This is a genomic window from Pseudoalteromonas sp. NEC-BIFX-2020_015, from assembly GCF_012952265.1.
Lineage (GTDB): Bacteria > Pseudomonadota > Gammaproteobacteria > Enterobacterales > Alteromonadaceae > Pseudoalteromonas > Pseudoalteromonas neustonica.
The window spans coordinates 37,073-58,370 of sequence record NZ_JABCJL010000031.1 but is presented as its reverse complement, the minus strand read 5'-3'; the positions used below and the strand labels follow the sequence as shown (position 1 = coordinate 58,370).

Below are 21,298 nucleotides of genomic sequence, written 5' to 3'. Positions count from 1 at the left end.
GCAACATGTGAAAAAAACCTATTGCTTAATAATTTTAAAGGTGTGTTTTATGATCATGACGCACCAGAAAATGTATTTAAAGGATTAGTCCGCATAATTAATGATGAATTGTGGTTTAGCCGTAAGATCATTTCATCTACTTTCATTGAAATTCTCGCGATGGTCACAAATAGTGAACAGTCAAATACCCTCAATATCGATAGCACACACGAGCAATTAGTTAATTTAACTAAACGTGAAAAATCAGTTATATACTTACTTGCTCAAGGTGCCAGTAATCATGATATTGCTGATCGATTAAATATCAGTGATCACACGGTGAAAACGCACCTGTATAGTGCGTTTAAAAAAACCAGCTCACGTAATCGTATTGAACTTGCTAATTGGGCACAGCGTTATATGGCGGTTAGATTGCCGTTGCATGATTAAATGCTTTTTATAGTTATTGAGTAGATAGGAAATAGCATGAATACGTGTATTTTTTGCGATATTGTCGCTGGTAAAGAACCTTGCCACAAAGTGTGGGAAGACGATGAACATTTGGCTTTTTTAACTATTTACCCAAACACGAAAGGGGCCACGGTTGTGATCCCTAAACAGCACCTTTCAAGTTATGCCTTTGCACAACCGGATCAAGTTCTTGAAAAACTTATAGTCGCAACTAAAAAAGTAGCGCTTATTTTAGACTCTGTACTCGATGGAGTAGGGCGAACAGGTATGTTTTTAGAAGGCTATGAAATTGATCATCTACATAGTAAATTATCACCTATGCATGGTACGGGAAGTGGATCTGAATTTCATCATATAGAACCAACATTCGGGCCCTTTATAGAAAAATATGAAGGCTATTTATCATCTCATGATTGCGAGCGTGCTGATGACAGCGAACTTGCTGTGTTAGCCAAGTTACTTCAAGATCATGTGCCACGTTTTAGTTGTTAGATTACTGAAGGATCATTATGTTAGAGGCAGCTGCACTTTTATTGTTATTTTGCGGAATAGTTCACTCATACTTGGGTGAAAAGTATATTTTGATCCGCTTATTTAAACGCGACAATTTACCAAAATTACTTGGCAGTGATTGGTTTACAAAGCGTGTATTACGTTTCGCTTGGCATTTAACTACCATTGCTTGGTGGGGATTTGCGGCGATCATCTACTGTATACCCAAACCACCTCAAAATACAGAATTCAGCGTTTCACAGGGGCTTAATATCAAGGCGTTAGTTTGCAAGAATGGCAGTCCCTTTTAAGAAGTAACAACGATGATAGTAAGTTCCTGTGAAACGCCCAGGGGGTTGGTTTAAAAGCGATTTATACTGCGTTATTGATTTTAACAATAGAACCACTATTACTTGCAATCAATGCCTTGCCTAAATCGCTTTTAATTCCAATTGAAACTCGTATCTTGAGGTGGTTTGGGTATATTCATCCAAGTGGCAATTATATCATTGATATTCTGCACATTATTGCTGTGGTATTTATCCTAAGTGGTATTATGTCGCTAACGTTTACCCGAGGTAAGCATTTGTCGTGGATATTCTTTTTTTGCATCGCAGGATTATGCATTGCAGTTGGTAATAACTACTAGCGAAGGCTATTTAGATACAGCCTTGGCAATAGACTTAACTATTTACTAAGGCTGTTGTTGGGGAAAGATTAACTACGCTTTGTTGCCCATATTCCTTTATCAATGCCTTTAATGACTAAATCGCTGAGGGCTTTTTCAATTGCCTGAGTGACGCAAATACTCATTGGCTCGTTATCGCTGTAGCCTGCTTCAGCTTCGGCTAAACGTTTGTAGCTGACATAACGGAAAAAGCCTGCCCGCATTTCTTGGCTAAGTACTTTTTTGCTTGTAGCAACCGAAAGTAAAACTTGTCCTGTACGTACATCTACGGCGCGTAAATAAATAGAGATTGCATCTTCTCGGTATAGCTCTGATGCGCCAATGCCAAAATATTCCATGCCAAATCCACCTGTTTTTACATTGGTGTCGTAGCTAATAATACCCCCTTCTAAGATTATTTTTGCCGTCGTTAAAGGTGGGAGTTCAACAGCATTGGGTTGATCTGCTTGAGAAGCGCGAATGATTTTTCGCTCTGTTAGTATATTTTGTAAGCCTTCTCGTTCAACAGGGATAAACCAATCAGACTCATGCAGTGCTTGCATTAAAATTGAATTTGCACCTTGCGTGACGGCGGTAGAAAATGAACTCACATTCCCTTGTGGTTTATACTGACCTGTTTGATCGCGAAACGAATACACAGAAACGGCAATGCTACCTGCTGGCTTAGGGAGTTGTTGCAGTGCTGTAAAGGTATCAGTAGGTGCTAAAGTAGCGGCTAACTCTTTAGATGGTGGGATCAAGTGGCCCACATTACTACATGCTGATAAAAGAGCAGATAATGCAATGGCAAATGCTGTAATTGATAATTTTTTCATTTAGCTAAACCTCGGGACTTCAATAACTACAATGCTGCCATCAGTGGTGTTGGTAATACGTACTGTTATTGAATCAACAGTACTAGTGATCACTTGAATCTCATAATCCCCGCTTAAGAAAATAGAATCTTGATTAAAAATACTGTCATCAATATCCTCGCCAAAAGCAATATCTGTGATTTCACGTACCATACGATTTAAATACGTACGCTCTAAGGAATCTTGAAATTTTTCAGCATAACTTTGCTCTATAATCGGGGCTTTATGTTTATTTTGTGATTGCGCTTTATTGAGCAACATATTAGCGTTTAATGGGCTACCGCCAAAACTAGGGTTTATTGGGGTATAGACAAGCTCGGTTGCACACAAGGTGAAAGAAAAAACCGTTGTAATAATTGTTATTATATATTTCATAAAATTGGGAGTCATTTTACCATCCGTTTTTTGCCATATCTGGCGAAGCTTTGTGTAAATTTGAGCGTGCCATTGCATCCATAACGCCATAGAGTGCGTGCTCAACGCGATCACTAATTGGTTCAAGTCGACGTCCTAAATAGGTTACGTAAACAGTTTGATTATTCATCATAAGGGTAAGTTGAGTGCCAGCGCGAGGTAACACAGTTTCTTTTATTTCGACGTTAAAACCCGCAGTTGAAGGGAGATCGCGCCATAAGTTAGAAAATTCAAAATAAAATTGATGACCAAAGCGGCTAATACTGCGATCAAGTACCAAACCATCTATTTCTAATTCATCAGCACCATGAGAAAAAGCGCTGTAGGTCAATACACACAGCAAGCTAAATGAAGTCATAAGTGTTTTAATTAACATGGTATAACGTATAGGGGGGCGATAACCCCCCTATATCCTTACTCTTGTGTAATGGTTGCTGTGTTGAAATCACCTACTTGGGTGATGATCACAGAACTATTTGAGTTAATGATTGATCCTTCAACAAGGTTACCGTTACCTACTTGAGTAACTTCGAAATTGATATTATCGCCGCCGATAATAAATGCGCCGCTACCAATTCCAGCCACCATATTCATGTCGCCTTCTTGGGAAATATCGATTGAATGGTTATTACCTTCCATTACTAAATCAATCGCATTGAGTTCACCGTTTTGAGAAAAATCAACGCTGTTGTTATTGCTATCAATTACGCTACCAAAAGTAACAACTGCTTCATTCGCAGTGCCTAGTTGGTAAATGTTGATGTCGTTGTTATTTGATGCAATTGTAGTATCTGGGTACGAAGACTGAATTAACGCGGTATTCATATCACCCGCTTGAGCGAGGTCTACATCATTACCTTCGCCATTAAAGTTGGCAATGTGTGCGCTATTTTCATTACCAATTTGGTTACTCATGAATTCGTTATTTGAACCAATAACACCTAAATATGTTTCATTTGTAGAACCGTTTTGTACAACGGTGAGTTCGTTATTATCACCAACAACATCAGCGCCAACTTGGTTGTCATTTTGTTGTTGATTTACTGATACTTCATTATCAGTGCCTGCAAATAAATCAGAAGTAAATACGTTGTTATTACCTTCTTGATCTATTGAGAGTCTATTGTCATCGCCTTCTACATCAGCGAAAGTTGCTTTGTTAGAATCACCGGCTTGCTCTACTTCTAAGCGGTTATCATCACCACGCAGTGAAGTGATTGTAACGTCATTGAAATTACCATCTTGGTCGATTGAAAGCTCATTTTCGTTGCCAACAAGCTCGTCAATTGCAAAAGCATTAAACAGACCAATTTGATTGACTTCAACTGAGTTTTCATCACCGCTGATCAATGCAATCTTTGCTTCGTTTAATAACCCTGATTGTGATGCGCTAAGAGTATTATCGTTTCCTTGTAAGTCTAGATTATAGAACCAATGGCCACCGTCTTGTTGCGTAACTGCAACATCATTGTTATCACCTTGGATGATGTTGATAGCTTCATTATTAATGCCAAAAAAGCCACTGCCATATTGTGCGACATCAATCGTGTTGTCGTTACCTGTTACGTCTGATAATGCGCCATTGAGTTCACCGTCTTGGCTGTGGCTTAACGTATTGTTGTCACCGACAGTGTAAGTTAGTGATAGATTTTGAATTTGTTTTTGATCGACCGTAATACTGTTGTTATCGCCTAAACTTTTTACGTTAGCCTCAAGGCCATCGCCTTGTTGTGTTACGGTGGCATCATTGCCTATACCTTGTAATGATGTTTGTTCAATTGTTAGAACATTTCCTACCGCAGTACTTGAGACTTGGCTTGCTAGTACCGAAGTTGATTGATTTTTATTTTCTATACTTGCGTGTGCAACAAAGCTTGAGCTCAACGCAACTGCGATTGCACATGTTAATAAAGATTTTTTCAATGTCATGATTTTTCCTTAACTTATAATTATTAGCGCAGTGACTTGATGGGTATACCGCCAATTCCTGCATTGTGTTCGGCATGCCTTGCCGATTTAAGTTTTGTAATATCAAGAGCAAAATACTCATTCATCAAAGAGGTGAAGAGTTATGTTGATGGCGGTGCTGTATTGTGTGTTATTTAAAAGCGAGCCGAAATCAACTGACGATTTACTGTATTGTGTTATCGAAATGACTTAAATCATCTTTTTTTAGGGTTTTTATTTTCATTTAATTTCAAAGACTTAATTTGATGTTGCTAATTTGTTAAGTTTTTGTTGTTGGTAACTGGTAAAAAATGATGAGACTGGCGTAGTCGAGCAGCTATAAATTTACCAGTAAAAATGAATGGGTTTTCTTGAAGGTTATGGGTAAAACCCATGTTAAAGAATGATTTTACAGTTGCGGTCATAATTTTTCTTGTGTGTTTTCTTTTTTGTGGTCATTTATTGATCTTGCCATGTAATATTTTTCAAAGTAGTGAAGTTAACAAAACTTAGTTGCACTTTTGCATTGAGTTAATTTTTCTAACTATGGATACAGTAAATGAAAACTAAATTATCTATTTTAAGCTTGGCTATTTTGCCATGTCTTGCAGCAGCACAAGTAACGAATATTTCTGCGCAGTCTTCTATTCAAGCGAGCCAAGACTCATTGTTAGTCATGTATAAAAAAGGTACGTCACAGGCTATTCGGTTACAAGCGCGTAGTTTGGTAAAGGCTAAAATCAGTGATTTGAATAAAGATGGAGTTGATGATAATTATTCGTCTATTTTGTCAGGGCGTTTAGCTAAGTTTGAAGTAACAGGAATGAGTACCAAAGAGGCTATCAAGTTACTACAAACGCATAGCGCGATTGAGTATGTTGAGCCCGATTACCGTGTAAGTATTGCTAATACACCCAATGATCCTGATTTTTCACAATTATGGGGCCTCCATAATGAAGGACAAACGGGTGGTACTGCTGATGCCGATATTGATGCATTAGAGGCATGGTCTATTACCACGGGTGGTAAAGATGTTGTTGTGGGTGTAATTGATACTGGTGTTGATTATAGTCACAGTGATTTAACTGCAAACATGTGGGTTAACCCAGGTGAAATTGCAGGTGATGGTATTGATAATGATAATAACGGTTATGTTGATGATATTTACGGTATTAATGCGATTACTAGTGCAGGTGATCCAATGGATGATCAAGGCCATGGTACGCACGTGTCAGGTACTATTGGTGCCACAGGTAATAACAATAACGGGGTAGTGGGTGTAAACCATGATGCTGCAATTGTTGGTTGTAAGTTTTTGGACGCACAAGGTAGTGGTTCAACTTCTAATGCAATCAAGTGTATTGATTACATGGTGGGTTTAAAAAATGACGGTGTAAATATTCGTGTGCTTAATAATAGCTGGGGCGGTGGTGGCTTTAGTCAGGCACTTGCTGATGCGATCACAGCCAGTGAACAAGCCGACATCCTTTTTGTTGCAGCAGCGGGTAATGATGCTGTTGATAACGATCAAAACCCAAGCTATCCGGCAAATTATGAGCACGAAAGTGTGTTATCCGTAGCTAGTACTGATAGCCGCGATAATATGTCTGATTTTTCACAATGGGGTGCAACTACTGTTGATTTAGGCGCGCCAGGTAGCGCCATTCTATCAACTGTCCCAGGTAATGGTTACGCAAGTTATTCAGGTACGTCAATGGCAACACCTCATGTTGCGGGTGTGGCTGCATTGGTATTATCTATCAATCCAGATCTTTCAACCAGTGAGCTCAAACAACTGTTAATGGACAGTGGTGATGACAATGCACAACTGCAAGGTAAAACCGTATCGGGTAAACGCTTAAACGCGAACCAAGCGTTAGAGCAGGCAGATCCTACGCCGAGCTTTAAATTATCAGTTACGCCAAGTTCTCAGCAAATAACCGCGGGTGATGTGGCAACCTATACATTTGAGATTGGGTCAATCGCGCAGTGGGATGGTGTTGTTAACCTTGAACTTGTGGGTGATTTAGCTGGTGCCAGTTTATCTGCTAATACTGCTATGCCAGGTGAAGCTATTACATTGTCAGTACCTACTCAAGAGTCGACGCAATGGGGGGGCTATAGCTTTACTGTGAATGCGTCTTCAGGCGAACTGGCGAAGCAAAAATCGGTAAGTTTATTAGTTGATCCTGTTGGTTTAAATGACTTTACTTACAGTAACGACACATCTATTGATATTCCTGATAGTAATGTTGATGGGATAGATTCCGTGATCACCGTTGCTGACCCATTAACGGTATTTGCAACGCAAGCGAATATTGATATTTCACACACATATATCGGTGATTTGGTTGTAACGCTGACTTCACCTGCAGGTACTGCAACAACGCTTCATAGTCAAACCGGAGGCGGAGCTGATGACTTAGTACAAAGCTATACACTTGCTAATTTTAATGGTGAAGTAGCAACAGGTGATTGGACTCTCCATGTTGAAGATACGCTTTCAGCAGACACTGGCACATTAAACAATTGGTCTATTACTTTTAGTGCCATTGGTGAAGTGAGCCCTCAACCTCCGCAAGCAGGTTTTGAGTTTGACACACAAGGCCTGATGGTGACTTTTAACAACACGAGTACTGACAGCAATAATGATATTGTTAGTTGGGCATGGGATTTTGGTGACGGTGATACATCAACAGACAGCAGCCCTGTACATGCATTTGCACAAGCTGGTAGCTATGAAGTGCAACTGACAGCCACTGACAGTGAAGGACTCACCGATACATTCACACAAACAGTGGTAGTAACTGATGTTGAAATTGAGCTGTCACTAAAACGAGCTAATAAAACACGCTTGGGTACGATGCGAGTTGATCTTACTTGGCCAACAGTTGCTGCAGAGCAAGTGAGCATATACCGTAATGGTGAGTTACTAGACACAGTATCTGACAATGGTCGCTATCGTGATTTTGAGCGTAACGCAACATTAGATAGTTACGACTATCAAGTATGTGTTACTGAGTCAGCATGTTCGAACACAGTGACAGTTACATTTAACTAAAACTTTTGAACTGTTCAAAGCCCAGTTTCCCCGCTGGGCTTTTTTTATGGTTGGCTTTTGTCATTAGTTGCTGCTAATAGTTCAATTACATGTTGTTGGCCAAAGGTATGTGCAAATTGTTCAGCTGTTTGACCTGCGTTGTTTTGGTGTGCGTTGTCGCAATCAAGTGATACGAGTGTTTTAGCGATACTAAATTCACCTCTAAAAATTGCAGCCATAAGCGCTGTGTTACCACGGTTATCTTCTAAACAGGCATTAGCGCCTAAGTGTAAAAGCGTGTTGACCGTGTTTTTATTGCCATGATAAGTGGCAATCATCAACGCGGTGTAGCCTTTAATGTTATAGCTATTGATAGGAATACCAGCCTCTACAAATTGTTCAATTACGTCGGTATCGTTGGTACGTGCTGCGGCAAAGTAGTAAGCGAGTAAACTATCGTACTGTGCTTGTGGCGAGTTGTGGTTTTCAGCTTGCGTACTCGTTATTTGTGTATCTGTTGTATTTTGAGCATTAACACTATTGGTAAAGCTTATTAATACAGTTACTATAATTAATAAATTACGCATAACAGTCGCCTTTTAAAAAGAGGAGGGAGTTTACTCCCTTCCTCATAGTTGTGGTTGCTTATATAAGTGTTCGTTTAGTTGGGACTAACTTAAACAACAGGCTATTTACAAGGTAGCTGCAAGTTGTTTAACCATTTTAATATCGCCTTTTACAGCTTTTGTTAAACGTGTACCGTACTCACTGTCTGCTTTGTAGAAGTGGCTAAGCATTTTGTGTTTAACACTGCTGTTTTGCACTTTTCCTAAATCGCCTGCTAGGTTATTAATTAAATTTGTACGCTCTTGTTTACTAAAACCACGGTATAAAACACCTGCTTGAGCAAAGTTTTGTTGCTTTTTAATCGCGGCTTGTTGTACATAACCTTTCAGCTGCGTTTGGCTTCTACGGGCAATTGGGTTTTCAGCTACATTTTCGTGGCTTGGTTGGTAGTTCACATTACTTGTTGTGTTGCCGTAGTTCATTGCGCCGTCTTGGTTGTAGTTAACTACATTCACTTTTGCACGGTTTATTGGCAATTGCTGGTGGTTAGCACCCAAGCGGTACATTTGTGTATCTGAGTACGAAAATACACGCCCTTGTAATAAACGGTCTTCAGATGGCTCTATACCCGGAATAATATTGGCAGGTGCCATTGCAACTTGTTCAGTAGATTGAAAAAAGTTAGTTGGCATACGGTTTAAGGTCATAGTACCGACTTTGGTTTCTTTGACATCTAACCACATTTTAGTGGCGTCTAATGGGTTGTAATTAAAGTCATCAAGTTGTGATGGATCTAATGTTTTAATGTAAAGATCCCATTTTGGAAAATTACCTTTGCCTATTTCGGTGTATAAATCACGGGTTAAATGCTGGAAATCTTGGCTTTGTACTTTTGCCACGGCTTTAGCGTCTAAATTATCAATACCTTGCTGGCTTACCCAATGAAATTTAACGTATTTTACATCGCCCGATTTATTAATCATTTTGTAAGCATGTACGCCCCAGCCATCCATTTTACGCAGGCTTGCAGGTGTACCGTAGTCACTGTAAACCCACGTCAGCATGTGTGTTGATCCCGGCTCATACGAAAAAAAATCAAAAAATCGATTTGGATCCTGAATATTATCAACGGGAGATGGCTTTAATGAATGCACCATATCTGGAAATTTAATGGCGTCTCGAATAAAGAATACTGGCAGGTTATTACCCACTAAATCCCAGTTCCCTTCATCAGTGTAAAATTTGGTAGCAAAGCCTCGTGGATCACGCAGTGTCTCAGGGCTTCCTTTTGAGTGAATAACCGATGAGAAACGTACAAATACGTCAGTTTTTTTACCCGCTTCACTAAATGGGGCTGCAATAGTTAAATCATCTAATTCTTTACTCGCAACAAATACCCCATGCGCACCAGTGCCACGTGCATGTACAACACGCTCAGGAATACGCTCGCGAGCAAAGCGTTGCAATTTTTGAATTAACTGAACGTCTTCAAGTAATACACTGCCGTGTTCACCGGCGGTGATAGAGTTTTGATTATCACCCACTGGCGCACCGTTGTCTTTGGTTAATGTTGTGCTGGCACTTGTTGGAAGCGCAATGGCTAAAGCAAGTGCACTCAGTGTTAGTGCTGGTTTATTTTTAATTTTGTTTAATTGAGTATTCATAGTCGACCTCATGTATTTTTAGCGCTTGCGCCTCGCAAGCTTTTTAACTGAGCTCAGTGTATGTAATGAACGTTGTTCGGTAAAATTGATTGTTTAGATTGGTGTGATTTGTATTTTGAATGTATAACTACGAAGGTTGTGTAATTAAAAAGGCCTCATCAGGCCTTTTTAGGTAAAAACTTAGTCGATTAAAGTCTGCTTAGAGGGTAATGCAGGGAAAGCGCCTTTGATTAAACAGGCTTTCGAGCCACATTTAAGGCCAAAACTCAGCGCTTCTTTCACATAGTGACTGTGGTTTAACTTTTCAGTTAATTCAACTGCTGTATGGGCATGGTTTAAGTGATAGAGCACGCCTGCAATAAAGGCATCGCCTGCGCAAGTTGTATCAACAGGCTTAATTTGGGGGGCCGGTTGTTCGATAACGAATGTTTGATGATAGACTTTAGCTGGGTTAGCACCGTCAGTTAAAAACACTAAGGTGACGCCTTCATCTAACAGTAACTGAGTGTATTCTAATGGCGAAATAGCAGCTTGCTTTGCTAAAAACGTTAATTCCTCATAAGACAATTTAACAACATCGCAAAAACGGTAACAAGCAAACACACGATCTGCTATATCAGCAGTGTCTGACCACAAACTGTAGCGTAAATTAACATCAAAACTCACTAATATGTTATTGGTATTAGCGGCCTGTAATGCGCTCAATGTCGTCGTGTTAATGTTGCTGTGAGTCAATGTGTTAGAACAAAAATGAAATGTACTCAATGCTGACCAATTTATTTTATCAATATGTGCTTTAGTTACTAACAAGTCCGCAGTGTTATGACGATAAAAATTAAAACTACGTTCACCCACTTCGTCCAGGCTGACAATAACAAGCGCTGTTTGTGCCTTTTCGATGGTAAATAAATACTCGGTATCGACTTGATAATGATCAAGTGAGCGTCGCAATTGACGTGCAAAATGATCATCGCCCATGCCACCACAAAAATAAGCGTTACCGCCTAATTTTTGATACCCAACAGCGACATTTGCAGGTGCTCCGCCAGGGATAGGTGCGTAGGCACTATTGTCATTATCAACCGGCAGCATATCTATCAGTAGTTCGCCAAAGCTCAATAATTTTTTCATGTGTTAATACCTTAAAAAGCCCAGCAAAATAGCTGGGCACTCAACAAGGGAGAGAGTATTCGTTTAGTTAAATAAGTACTTTAACGTTAATGACGTTGTACGACCATTGATGGCGCGGGCACGAATAATATTATTATCTGGAACGCTGCCTTCCTCAGCTTCAGTAATTCCAACAGTATCGAACAGGTTGTTTACGTTCAAAGCAAGGTTAAGGTTTTCAGTTAGATCGTAGCTTACAAAGCCATTGACCTGCGTGTAGCCGTCAAATTTAAGATTATTATTATCCTGAGCATAGGCGTCAGTGGTGCCAATAAAGCTCATGCCAGCAGAACCTTTGTTAAAGTTGTAACGGGCCATCAATGAATAAATAAAGTCAGCTTGACGGCGTGGTGTATTACCCACAACTTCAGGTATTAGCGCATCTTTTGCAATTTCAGCATCGGTCCACGTAAAGTTACCGCGAAAATCCCACGCATCTAAAAAGTAGGTGGATTCAAGCTCAATCCCTTTTGCTTCGTATTCACGATCAAAGAACTTTTGTGATGTTGCTTCAAAATTTTGTTCTTCTGTTTCAGCATAGAATGCGGTTGCGAATACTGAGAGTGAATCAAAACGCTTTTTAACACCAAACTCGTATTGGTTTACCTCATCAACGGCGTCTTCATCAGCAACAGAGCCATCTGCTTGAACTTTACCAAACAATAAGCGGTCAGCATTGGCGCGGCCACCTTGGCTAATACGTGCAAATGCAGCAAGACTTGAGTCAATTTGATAATTAGCGCCGACAGAGTAAGAAGTGTAGCTCCAGTCGTAATCAACTATACTTGGATTACTGATATCAATACCGGCAACATTTTGTTCTGGGATTGAAATCGCTCCATCACGATTCATATCAACGGTTGATGTTACAGCGCCAGCATAAGTACCTCGTGCTTCACCACTGTCATAACGAGCGCTGGCATCAATACTTACATCACCAAGCTTGGTTGAAAAGGCAACATACGGTGCGCGGGTTTCGTAATCAGTGTCGTAGTTACGTTGGCAGCAATTACCCCAAAAAGGAGTGCCATAGGCATATAATCCACTATCAGAATAGCTATCGCCATTTTGTGCAAAAACATCAAGGAGCGCTGCATTATCGCCTTTTAGCTCCATAAGGTATGAGTTCCAAAGCCACGACATACTAATTGTTTGGCTCGATGCATAATAGCCAAGGGTTACGCTGGTATCGTCGCTGAGCTCTTTGGTTAGTTTTAAGTCATTGACGATTGAGCCAAAGTCATTCATGGTGACATCGAAGGTATGAATACGCATTGCAAGGTCGTCTGTAAAGGCTTGCCCTTTTGAACCGCCCGTTGCGTAGTTTAATGTTGCGCCACTGCCCGCAATACTTGCGGCAATATCACCTGCGTTACCAACTTCTGCGGGGATCAAAGAAGTAAAGTTACCGCTAACGGATGATTTTCTAAAGCGGTTTTCAATACGCCAATCGTTGTCTAAATCAAACACGGCTTCAAAGCCAACTGCGTCGACTTGCGGGTTCATGCCGTTGCGCATATCACCGCGGCTAATTTGGTTATTACCATCTAAGCGAGTGGTAGATAGAAACTGTGCTGAATGTGGCGTGTCTGTTTGTGCATCGAACCCTTTAATTGAGCTACCATCAGCGTACATTGGCATTGGTAAGTAGCCAATGCTTTGGTCGTCTAAATGCTTGTAATAAAGGCGAACATAGCCTGAATCAAATTCTTTTGTCAGGTTTGCTTTGATTTGACCGCCTTTGTTAGCGGTATAACCCGCTTCACGAGGGCCTTCACCTTGACGAATAAAACCGCCCACATGAAAGCGCACACTGTCGTTTAAGTAAGTACCGTATTCAAAATCAGTTCGTAACGAGTCATAATCAAGTCCAATTGTGGTCGCAACAGAGCCAGACTCTTCTTCACCTGTTTTTGAAATAATATTAATAATACCGCCAGGGGCATCACTGGCCGCGGTAGAAGCTGACCCGCCACGAATTGACTCCACCGTTTGTACTGTGCTGTCTAATCGCATAAAAATGTCGGCGTTACCAAATGCAACATCGCCAAACTGCATAATAGGAAGGCCATCTTCTTGGAGTTGCAAAAATTTTGCGCCCCCAGAGGCAACAGGTAAACCACGAACAGCAATATTTGCATTACCTTCACCACCGGTCGATTCTGAACGAACACCCGGAATGATTCTAAAGGCTTCTGCTGTTGAACGAGGAGTTGCAACTTGAATCTCATTCAAAGAAACACTGCTAACTGAAACGCTTGAAGCCATGATAGTAGTGCGTCTTGGTACACCGGTTACGACAATGGTTTCAAGGCCTTTTTTAGCTTCGGTCTCTTGCTGTGCTTCTTGCGCATATAAACCTTGGCTAACAGCTAAAGCAAGTGCGCTTAGTAAATAAAGTGTTGTGTTGTGTGTTGTCATAATATGCCTCGTTGATTACTGACCCAATGGGCTTGTTATTTTTACTTAATCGATTAAGTAAAAATAACAAAGATTTTACATTAAGCAACTTATTTTTGTATTTAAATGTTTGTTTTTTGCTCTTTCATTGTTTTTAAACGACTTTTTATATTACTTTTTTGCACCAAATTAATCGTGTTGTGCGTTAATGTGATGCAATGCCTGCGCTGAAGGGTCTTTAAAGTAGTTATATAACATAGCGACAAAGAGCAATATTGCAAAGCCTGTTGCTAGAATAAAGCCATATTTTACATGTCCAAACATGTCACTAATCATACCCATAAACAGAGGCGCTAAAGCCGCTGACAAGGCGGTAAAAAACAAAATAACACCCGCAACGGCACCATGTTGTTGCACCGCAAAGCATGAAATACCCTTAGAGTTTAGTGTTGGGTATACCATCGACATGAACAAGCCTGAAAGAGGCAACAGCAGGACTGCTGCATTGACGCCTCCTATCAATGTTCCGATATAACAACCAGCTATCCCTAAGCTTAGCCAAACCATGACACTTTGCCAGCTAAAGCGGTTAAGTAACCACACGGCGATAAAACGGCCAGCGGCACGCAGGATAAAAAAGATAGTCAGAGCATATGTCGCCATCAGTGTCCATGATCCTGTGTAATCTGCGAGTAAGGTCGGCATCCATACATAAATAGCCACTTCAGTTGCCACATACAGTGCGATAGCTAATGAAAAGCCCAGTGCATAAGGGTTTTTCACCATCTTCATGGTGGTTGCAAGTGAGGTTGGTTTTGCTGTGGTTTTTACGACGGGTGGGTAGTCAGCACGCCAAGCAAGTACAGCTAAAATTAAGCACATAATACCTGCAATGACATATAAATAAGTCCAACTTACTTGTTGGGTTAGTAAAAAGCTCACTAAAGCTGGGCCAACAATAGCGCCTATACCAAAGAACCCTTCTACCTTATTCATGGTTTTTGTATGCTCGTTATTACTTTGTGAAATATCGCCAAGTAGCGCCAGTGCACCTGTTTTAAATAAACCAATGGCTAAGCCTATTAAGCATAAAAGTAATACAAAAATAATGAAGCTGCTGCTAACGGCAAACAAAAAACAGCTGATAGAAAATAGTAATAAGCCCAACATAATAGTTTGTTTGCGGCCAAAGCTATCAGCTAAAAACCCAAGGAAAAGCCCGCTTAGAGCGATTAAAGCCATGGGAGCATAATGAAATGCACTGGCTTGTGTCATCGTTAGGTTAAATTCTTTTATAAGCTCAGGGATGATCATGCCAACTGCATCTGAGGTCATAGCAAACATAAAGAACATCATATATGTGAGCCAACGTATGTGTTGCAATGAAGTATTGCTAACGAGAGTGTGCGTTTTATTCATCTTTATATCCTCGTTAGGTGATTAAGCATTTTTATAATTAACTCAGTACATTAATTATAAAATGATAGTTTAACCATCCCGTTTTTGTATCAAAGTTGTAAAAACTTCTTGTAAAAATTGGTTTCCTAGTTAAAGATATATCTTAATCGATTAAGATTCAACTTGGTATTTACACATGATGAAGAATAAAGTTCAACTGATCACCTATGCAGATCGCATCACAGGACAAGGCATCAATGCTTTATCCGATTTACTCAATGGCCCGCTAAAAAATGTGTTTGGTGGTGTACATCTACTGCCTTTTTATAATCCAATAGATGGCAGTGATGCGGGGTTTGACCCGATAGACCATAGTGCTGTTGATGAGCGAATTGGCACATGGCAAGATATTCAAGCGTTAGGTGAACACTATGATTTAATGGCTGACTTAATTGTAAATCATGTTTCAGCACAGTCTTTTCAGTTTAAAGATGTATTAAAAAATGGTAAGAAATCAGATTACTGGGATCTATTCTTAACAAAAGAAGATGTATTCCCTGGTGGTATGAGTGAACAAGAGCAAAAAGCAATCTACCGTCCACGTCCAGGGAGTTGTTTTACGGCTATTACCTGTGAAGATGGGGAAACGTATGAGTTTTGGACAACATTTACTGATAATCAAATAGATATCAATGTAAAGTCAACGCCAGGTATTGAGTATTTAGATAATGTTTTGACAAAGTTTTCGCAGAATAATGTCAATATCATCCGCTTAGATGCCGCAGGTTATGCGATAAAAGAAGCTGGAACTAACTGTTTTATGCTAGATCAAACTTTTGATTATTTAGATAAGTTATCAGCACAGGCTAATGATTTATGCATGGAAACTATTGCTGAAATTCATAGCCACTACCAAACACAGGTTGAAGTCGCTAAACGCGTTAATATGGTATATGACTTTGCATTACCACCGCTGATTTTGCATAGCTTATTTACTAATAATAGCGATGCATTAGTGCAATGGCTTAAAATTTCACCTCGAAACTGCCTAACCGTGCTTGATACACACGATGGCATTGGCATTATCGATGCCGGTCCTATGGGCGAGAAGCCGGGCCTTTTAAATGCGGCGCAAATAGATAACTTAGTCGAGACTATTCACGCAAATAGTAATAACCAAAGTCGCCAAGCGACTGGGGCTGCTGCGAGTAATGTCGATTTATATCAAGTTAATTGCACCTATTATAATGCCTTAGGCGCGAGTGATTTTGATTACTTAGTTGCAAGAGCAATCCAGTTTTTTGCCCCAGGTGTGCCCCAAGTTTATTATAGCGGACTGTTTGCTTGTGAAAATGATATGACATTATTGGCAGAATCAAACGTGGGTCGCGATATTAACCGCCCGTATTTAGATGCCGATATCATCTGTGAATCATTAGCAAAGCCAGTGGTTAAAGGGCTTCTTAAATTGATTACTATTCGCAATACACATAACGCATTTAATGGCGAGTTTAGTGTTACAGGAAACACAAATAGTTGTTGCCTAAAATGGCGTAAAGATGACAATGCTATTGAATTCAAAATAAACTTTGAAACTCGTGAAGCACTCATCATTGAGCATACCTCATCAGAGCAAGTACTTACTTCGTTAAATGATTTATTAGCTTAATGAGAGCTCAGACAGTGCGTGTGGTTACCTTTGAAAATTAAACAGGTGTTAACCTTGAAAGGTTAAGGTATGTGACCTTTCAAGGTTGAATTTACAGCAGTCTGTTTGTTCTTTAGGCAAGGTAGCGCCTATGTAGTGTGGTTATTCGCCATAAATAGGCGATAACACAGCATTAATGTCAAACAGGCGCTGCTCAAAAGGTTTTGCCTAAGGCGATTTACTCTTTGTTGCCTACATGGAGGGTGGTAAAAGGCGTGAACAGAACGCGGAAGCTTTGCTTGGTTTTGATGTAGCCCACAAGGTTACGAACCTGACGCCGCGGTTAAATCGCCCCTAGTTTGAGCAAATTTTAATCCGCCAAAGTCAACAACCCCTAGCCACTTTGACCCAATTGCAGTTCGTGGTTAATGAGTGCTTTATTTTCTTCTTTGGTAATAAACAAATTAGCAGCTAATGCGCCTTTTTCTTCACTGTTTTGGTGGATTGTAGTTAACTTGGGTACGAATCGCTGCGCTTCATCAATGCCATCAAACCCCACAATTCTTATATCGTCAGGAATTGTTAGGCCCATTTTAATCGCTTCTCGCATTGTCGCAAGGGCGATAAGATCGCTCATACACAGCATGACTGAAGGGCGAGGTAGGCAGCTCAGCGCCTCTTTAGCAGCAATACTTGCATAGCGCTCAGTACTTTCAGGAATATTCCAAATGCGATCTTCCCCAATGGTAATATCTTGTTCTGCTAAGGCTTTTTGATAGCCGCGTAATCGTTGGTGCGCGATTGATTGCCCAGCTTCAAATTCATGGTGTTCATATACGCGGCATAATACATTTTCATCGAGCAAACGCAGGCCTAAAATAGCGACTTGGTCATCTTTATGTTGCAGGGCATGTTTTGCAACTTCGTAGCTAGCTTGTTCATTATTTATATTTACAGAGGCATTGCGGCCTATGTCAAAGTCAACAGTCACTACATGTTTAGGCACAGTTTTTAGTTGTTCTACTAAGAGCTGGTTTCGTGGGCGGCCATAGCAAATAAAGCCATCAACAAAATCAACCACACTGTTTAAATTGTCACTATTGCCAGAAAACAATAAAAGATTATTGCCGCTTTTTTCTAGCACAGACGCGACCCCTCTCATAAAACTACTCGCCACCGGATCTGACACCATATATTCAACGCTATCAGGAAGCACTAACGCAATAATATTAAATTTACCTCGGCGTAGAGACTGAGCGGCTTTGTTCGGACCAAAATATCCCAACTCTTTACATGCCGCTAAAATTGATTCTCTGCGATTTTTAGATAATTGATCCGGGCGGTTAAACGCATTTGACACTGTGGCATTTGAAACACCTAATTCTTTTGCAATACTTTTTAGTGTCCAATGGTTTTTTGTACTCATATAACCTACTCAAACGAGGATGTTGATTGAAAGAGTAAATTACCATACTAGGCTTTAAATCAAAGCACTAATTCTATGAAAAACGCCGGTTTAGGGTTCCTGTCTATGTTTATTCAACCCCTTTGAAAAAAAACAACCCAAAAGAACTGCCTTTTAATATTTTGTTAAAACCAATATATGAATATTCGTTAATGTTATATAAAATATATTGTATACAATTATAATATAATGTTACAAAATATACCTCAATAACCCGTTCTGAATTGAGAACACACTAATAATTGAAGGTAGAGTATGAAAATTAATACACTGATTCTGGCGTTACCAATATTGGGCATGAGTACAATGGCATTGGCTGAGGAAGTAGGGGAGCGTACATTTAAGCCTAAGTCAGCAGCTGTTGAGCGTGTGCATCATCATGGTGTTGAACAAAACCATAACGAAAAAGCACCAATTGCTAAAGTGCAGAGCCAACCGCAGCTTTTGAGCGCACGTATGATGACAATGCAAGCCGCGGCTGTTACATGTGATTTGGATGCATTAGCAACGGCGAGTACATCAACCATTATTACTGAAGTTAAAAACCAAGGTTCACAATGCATTAATGAACTATTTAGTGCCTCAGCATCAATACAAAGTCAGGTGTTTACGTCTGATAAAATGTTCGCTGTTGCTAACCATGCAAAGTCACTCTCACAGACTTATGCAGGCGGTGGTAATGTTGAGTTAGAGGCGCTGTTTTTATACCTTCGCACAGGCTTTTATGCCGAGTTTTATAACGATAGTGTTAGTTTTGCGACATGGGTTACGCCAGCGGTTGTAGGTGCAATTGATGCATTTGTTAATAATACCCATTTTTATGATGATAATGACGGCCACGGTAAAACACTTTCAGAAGTGATAATTACTATGGATAGTGCAGAACAACAGCACCGCTACTTAGGTGTGGTTAAGGGGTGGCTTACACGTTTTAACGAAAGTTATGCTGCAAAATGGAATATGCGCAGTGCCGTAAATGGTATATTTACCTTACTTTATCGTGGTCAGTGGAATGATGCGTTTGTTACTGCTGTAGGCAAAGATACCGACTTGGTAGTTAAACTGAATACGTTTACGCAACAGCAATGGATGATTGGATCAGATGCACAATACTTAATTGTTAATGCGGCAAGTGAACTAGCGCGGCTTAAGAAATATTCAGGCACTGTTATTCAAGCGACGGTAGATACAGGCATTAAAGCTATTTTCAGCACCTATAACAGTTTTGGTTATGGCGATGCGGTATGGCTTGCGACAGCGGATTCTGTCAGCTATTACGCGGATTGTAATGATTATGGTATTTGTGGGTTTGTGGAGCAACTTACCCAGCAAGCACTTTCGCAAAGCTACAGTTGTAGCAGCACCATTAAAATTCGCTCGCAAAATATGACTGCAATCCAACACGCTGCGGCATGTGATGCAATGGGGGCGGAAGAGGGCTTATTTCATAATAAACTAGCAACAAATAACACTCCAGTAGCTGATGATAACAACAGTTTTTTACAAGTAAATATATTTGATAGCAGCGACGATTATGGTAAATATGCGGGTGCTATTTTTGGTATTAATACAAATAATGGTGGGATGTATTTAGAAGGTGACCCTTCTGTTGTGGGTAATCAAGCAAATTTTATTGCTTATGAAGCAAGTTACGCCAATGCAGAGCATTACGTGTGGAATTTAGAGCATGAATATGTACATTATCTTGATGGCCGCTTTGATTTATACGGTAACTTTAATTCACCAACGCAAGATATTGTTTGGTGGTCTGAAGGCGTTGCAGAATACGTTGCTAATTTAGATAATAATGAAGCCGCTAAAAATACCATCAGTGATGGCTCTCGTTATACATTAGCGCAAGTGTTTGCCACTAACTATGACGGTTTTGATCAAGACCGCATTTATCGCTGGGGCTATTTAGCCGTTCGTTTTATGTTTGAACGTCATAATAGCGAAATCAATGTCATGCTTGCTCATACTCGTGTTGGCGATTGGAATGGATACAAAGCTAAAACAGTTCAATGGGCAAATAGTTACGAAAATGAGTTTGTGCAATGGTGTGATGATTTAGTTGCAGGTACACCGACCAATAATCCACCAACAGCACAGATCAACGGCCCATATGCCGGCATGCAAAATAGTGAAATCAGTTTTACAAGCAACGGCAGTGTTGATAGCGATGGGGCAATTGCAAGCTACCAGTGGGACTTTGGTGATGGTAGTAGCTCTAATGAAGCAAATCCTGCACACATTTACACGACTGCGGGTGAATATACAGTGTCACTAACGGTTATTGATAATCAAGGTAGTAGCCAAACAGTAACAACGCTTACCAGTGTTGAAGCAGATACAAGTGTTGGAGATAGTGAACTAGTTAATGGTCAGGCAACAGTGATAAGTGGTACTCAGAACGAATTGTTGTATTTTAGTTTTGATGTACCACAAGGTGCGACTGATTTAGTGTTTAACTTAAATGGTGGCACAGGCGATGCTGATTTATATGTCAGTTATGAAGCTACCCCAACTGTAAATAGCTACGATTGTCGTCCGTATGTGGGTGGTAACAGTGAGCAATGTGCAATAAACCCTGCACAAGTTGGTACATATCAAGTCATGGTTCGGGGCTATAATATGTTTGATAACGTGCAACTTACAGCGTCTTACACTGGCGCTGCGAGTAACGTACCAAATGTATGTGCAACACAAGGGAGCCGCAGTAGTGGGCGTTTAAATGATGGCGATGTGATTTGTTTAGGTAACAACGACCCAATGTGGTTTAGTATTGGCGATGTGCAAGGACAAAATGGTGTGGCGATCACGACCGCAAATGGCAGTGGTGATATTAGCCTTAGCTATTCAAATAGTAGCTGGCCAAATGGTGTGAATGAACAAGCACAGTCAAGCAATACAGGGAATGGCGAATGTATTTACATTAGCAACCAGAGTCAATATTGGGGTTATTTAAAAGTATCAGGCAATAGCACAGGTGCAAGCCTAGTCGTTGACTTTAACAGCGGTGGTTGCCGTTAAAGTGAAACCAATAATGTAATAAAAACCCACAAAAAGCCCATGTAAATGGGCTTTTTTGTAGATTTTTTAAA

16 protein-coding genes are annotated in these 21,298 nt (G+C 40.2%); 6 read left to right on the top strand and 10 right to left on the bottom strand.

The features are described from left to right. The 3 genes from HH219_RS18735 to HH219_RS18725 all read left to right on the top strand — a co-directional run. Positions 1-429: LuxR C-terminal-related transcriptional regulator (locus HH219_RS18735; RefSeq protein WP_211842190.1), on the top strand; the 429-nt coding region annotated here is incomplete at its 5' end. Positions 430-465: 36 nt separating this feature from the next. Next, entirely contained in the window at positions 466-942 is a 477-nt protein-coding gene (locus HH219_RS18730; protein WP_054204155.1) for an HIT family protein, read from the top strand. Between the two features lie 17 nt (positions 943-959). Next, a complete protein-coding gene (locus HH219_RS18725; protein WP_249118558.1) occupies positions 960-1,253 on the top strand; it encodes a hypothetical protein in 294 nt (97 codons plus the stop codon). Positions 1,254-1,659: 406 nt separating this feature from the next. On the opposite strand, the gene HH219_RS18720 is transcribed toward HH219_RS18725, so the two are convergent. The 4 genes from HH219_RS18720 to HH219_RS18705 are packed head-to-tail and all read right to left on the bottom strand — an operon-like array spanning position 1,660 to position 4,827. Beyond that, complete coding sequence (locus HH219_RS18720) at positions 1,660-2,445, bottom strand: CsgG/HfaB family protein (protein ID WP_054204157.1); 786 nt, start codon at positions 2,443-2,445, stop codon at positions 1,660-1,662. Next, positions 2,446-2,859 carry a curli assembly protein CsgF gene (locus HH219_RS18715; RefSeq protein WP_054204189.1) on the bottom strand — a complete coding sequence of 138 codons (414 nt, stop codon included), beginning with the start codon at positions 2,857-2,859 and terminating at the stop codon, positions 2,446-2,448. It abuts the gene before it with no gap. A 16-nt stretch (positions 2,860-2,875) separates the two neighbouring features. After that, entirely contained in the window at positions 2,876-3,256 is a 381-nt protein-coding gene (locus HH219_RS18710; RefSeq protein WP_231658990.1) for a curli production assembly/transport protein CsgE, read from the bottom strand. Positions 3,257-3,312: 56 nt separating this feature from the next. After that, on the bottom strand, positions 3,313-4,827 hold the full coding sequence (locus HH219_RS18705) for a curlin (RefSeq protein WP_169328318.1): 1,515 nt from the start codon (positions 4,825-4,827) through the stop codon (positions 3,313-3,315). A gap of 577 nt (positions 4,828-5,404) precedes the next feature. Between HH219_RS18705 and HH219_RS18700 the strand changes: the two genes are divergently transcribed. Then, entirely contained in the window at positions 5,405-7,906 is a 2,502-nt protein-coding gene (locus HH219_RS18700) for a S8 family serine peptidase (RefSeq protein WP_169328317.1), read from the top strand. A 44-nt stretch (positions 7,907-7,950) separates the two neighbouring features. Here the strand turns inward: HH219_RS18700 and HH219_RS18695 are convergent, their stop codons facing one another. From HH219_RS18695 to HH219_RS18675, 5 genes are all read right to left on the bottom strand, one after another. After that, positions 7,951-8,472: an ankyrin repeat domain-containing protein gene (locus HH219_RS18695; protein WP_169328316.1), complete on the bottom strand. Its 522-nt coding sequence runs from the start codon at positions 8,470-8,472 to the stop codon at positions 7,951-7,953. Between the two features lie 105 nt (positions 8,473-8,577). Then, positions 8,578-10,116: a catalase gene (locus HH219_RS18690; protein WP_169328315.1), complete on the bottom strand. Its 1,539-nt coding sequence runs from the start codon at positions 10,114-10,116 to the stop codon at positions 8,578-8,580. Positions 10,117-10,296: 180 nt separating this feature from the next. Further along, positions 10,297-11,247 (bottom strand): carbohydrate kinase, encoded by a 951-nt coding sequence (locus HH219_RS18685; RefSeq protein ID WP_054452214.1) that lies wholly within the window; start codon positions 11,245-11,247, stop codon positions 10,297-10,299. Positions 11,248-11,310: 63 nt separating this feature from the next. Next, positions 11,311-13,707 (bottom strand): TonB-dependent receptor, encoded by a 2,397-nt coding sequence (locus tag HH219_RS18680; RefSeq protein WP_169328314.1) that lies wholly within the window; start codon positions 13,705-13,707, stop codon positions 11,311-11,313. Positions 13,708-13,875: 168 nt separating this feature from the next. After that, positions 13,876-15,105 carry an MFS transporter gene (locus HH219_RS18675; RefSeq protein WP_054452210.1) on the bottom strand — a complete coding sequence of 410 codons (1,230 nt, stop codon included), beginning with the start codon at positions 15,103-15,105 and terminating at the stop codon, positions 13,876-13,878. Positions 15,106-15,280: 175 nt separating this feature from the next. On the opposite strand from HH219_RS18675, the gene gtfA reads away from it, so the two are divergent. Beyond that, complete coding sequence (gene gtfA / locus HH219_RS18670) at positions 15,281-16,753, top strand: sucrose phosphorylase (RefSeq protein WP_169328313.1); 1,473 nt, start codon at positions 15,281-15,283, stop codon at positions 16,751-16,753. A 373-nt stretch (positions 16,754-17,126) separates the two neighbouring features. On the opposite strand, the gene HH219_RS18665 is transcribed toward gtfA, so the two are convergent. Continuing rightward, positions 17,127-18,158, bottom strand: a complete 1,032-nt coding sequence (locus HH219_RS18665; RefSeq protein ID WP_054452207.1) for a LacI family DNA-binding transcriptional regulator — start codon at positions 18,156-18,158, stop codon at positions 17,127-17,129. Positions 18,159-18,452: 294 nt separating this feature from the next. Between HH219_RS18665 and HH219_RS18660 the strand changes: the two genes are divergently transcribed. After that, on the top strand, positions 18,453-21,227 hold the full coding sequence (locus tag HH219_RS18660; protein ID WP_169328312.1) for a collagenase: 2,775 nt from the start codon (positions 18,453-18,455) through the stop codon (positions 21,225-21,227). Positions 21,228-21,298: the final 71 nt, after the last annotated feature.

Excerpts from the sequence above, each read along its gene's own strand:
- HH219_RS18730 (WP_054204155.1), top strand. The coding sequence starts at position 466 with ATGAATACGTGTATTTTTTGCGATATTGTCGCTGGTAAAGAACCTTGC.
- HH219_RS18725 (WP_249118558.1), top strand. The coding sequence starts at position 960 with ATGTTAGAGGCAGCTGCACTTTTATTGTTATTTTGCGGAATAGTTCAC.
- HH219_RS18720 (WP_054204157.1), bottom strand. The coding sequence starts at position 2,445 with ATGAAAAAATTATCAATTACAGCATTTGCCATTGCATTATCTGCTCTT.
- HH219_RS18715 (WP_054204189.1), bottom strand. The coding sequence starts at position 2,859 with ATGAAATATATAATAACAATTATTACAACGGTTTTTTCTTTCACCTTG.
- HH219_RS18710 (WP_231658990.1), bottom strand. The coding sequence starts at position 3,256 with ATGACTTCATTTAGCTTGCTGTGTGTATTGACCTACAGCGCTTTTTCT.
- HH219_RS18705 (WP_169328318.1), bottom strand. The coding sequence starts at position 4,827 with ATGACATTGAAAAAATCTTTATTAACATGTGCAATCGCAGTTGCGTTG.
- HH219_RS18700 (WP_169328317.1), top strand. The coding sequence starts at position 5,405 with ATGAAAACTAAATTATCTATTTTAAGCTTGGCTATTTTGCCATGTCTT.
- HH219_RS18695 (WP_169328316.1), bottom strand. The coding sequence starts at position 8,472 with ATGCGTAATTTATTAATTATAGTAACTGTATTAATAAGCTTTACCAAT.
- HH219_RS18690 (WP_169328315.1), bottom strand. The coding sequence starts at position 10,116 with ATGAATACTCAATTAAACAAAATTAAAAATAAACCAGCACTAACACTG.
- HH219_RS18685 (WP_054452214.1), bottom strand. The coding sequence starts at position 11,247 with ATGAAAAAATTATTGAGCTTTGGCGAACTACTGATAGATATGCTGCCG.
- HH219_RS18680 (WP_169328314.1), bottom strand. The coding sequence starts at position 13,707 with ATGACAACACACAACACAACACTTTATTTACTAAGCGCACTTGCTTTA.
- HH219_RS18675 (WP_054452210.1), bottom strand. The coding sequence starts at position 15,105 with ATGAATAAAACGCACACTCTCGTTAGCAATACTTCATTGCAACACATA.
- gtfA (WP_169328313.1), top strand. The coding sequence starts at position 15,281 with ATGATGAAGAATAAAGTTCAACTGATCACCTATGCAGATCGCATCACA.
- HH219_RS18665 (WP_054452207.1), bottom strand. The coding sequence starts at position 18,158 with ATGAGTACAAAAAACCATTGGACACTAAAAAGTATTGCAAAAGAATTA.
- HH219_RS18660 (WP_169328312.1), top strand. The coding sequence starts at position 18,453 with ATGAAAATTAATACACTGATTCTGGCGTTACCAATATTGGGCATGAGT.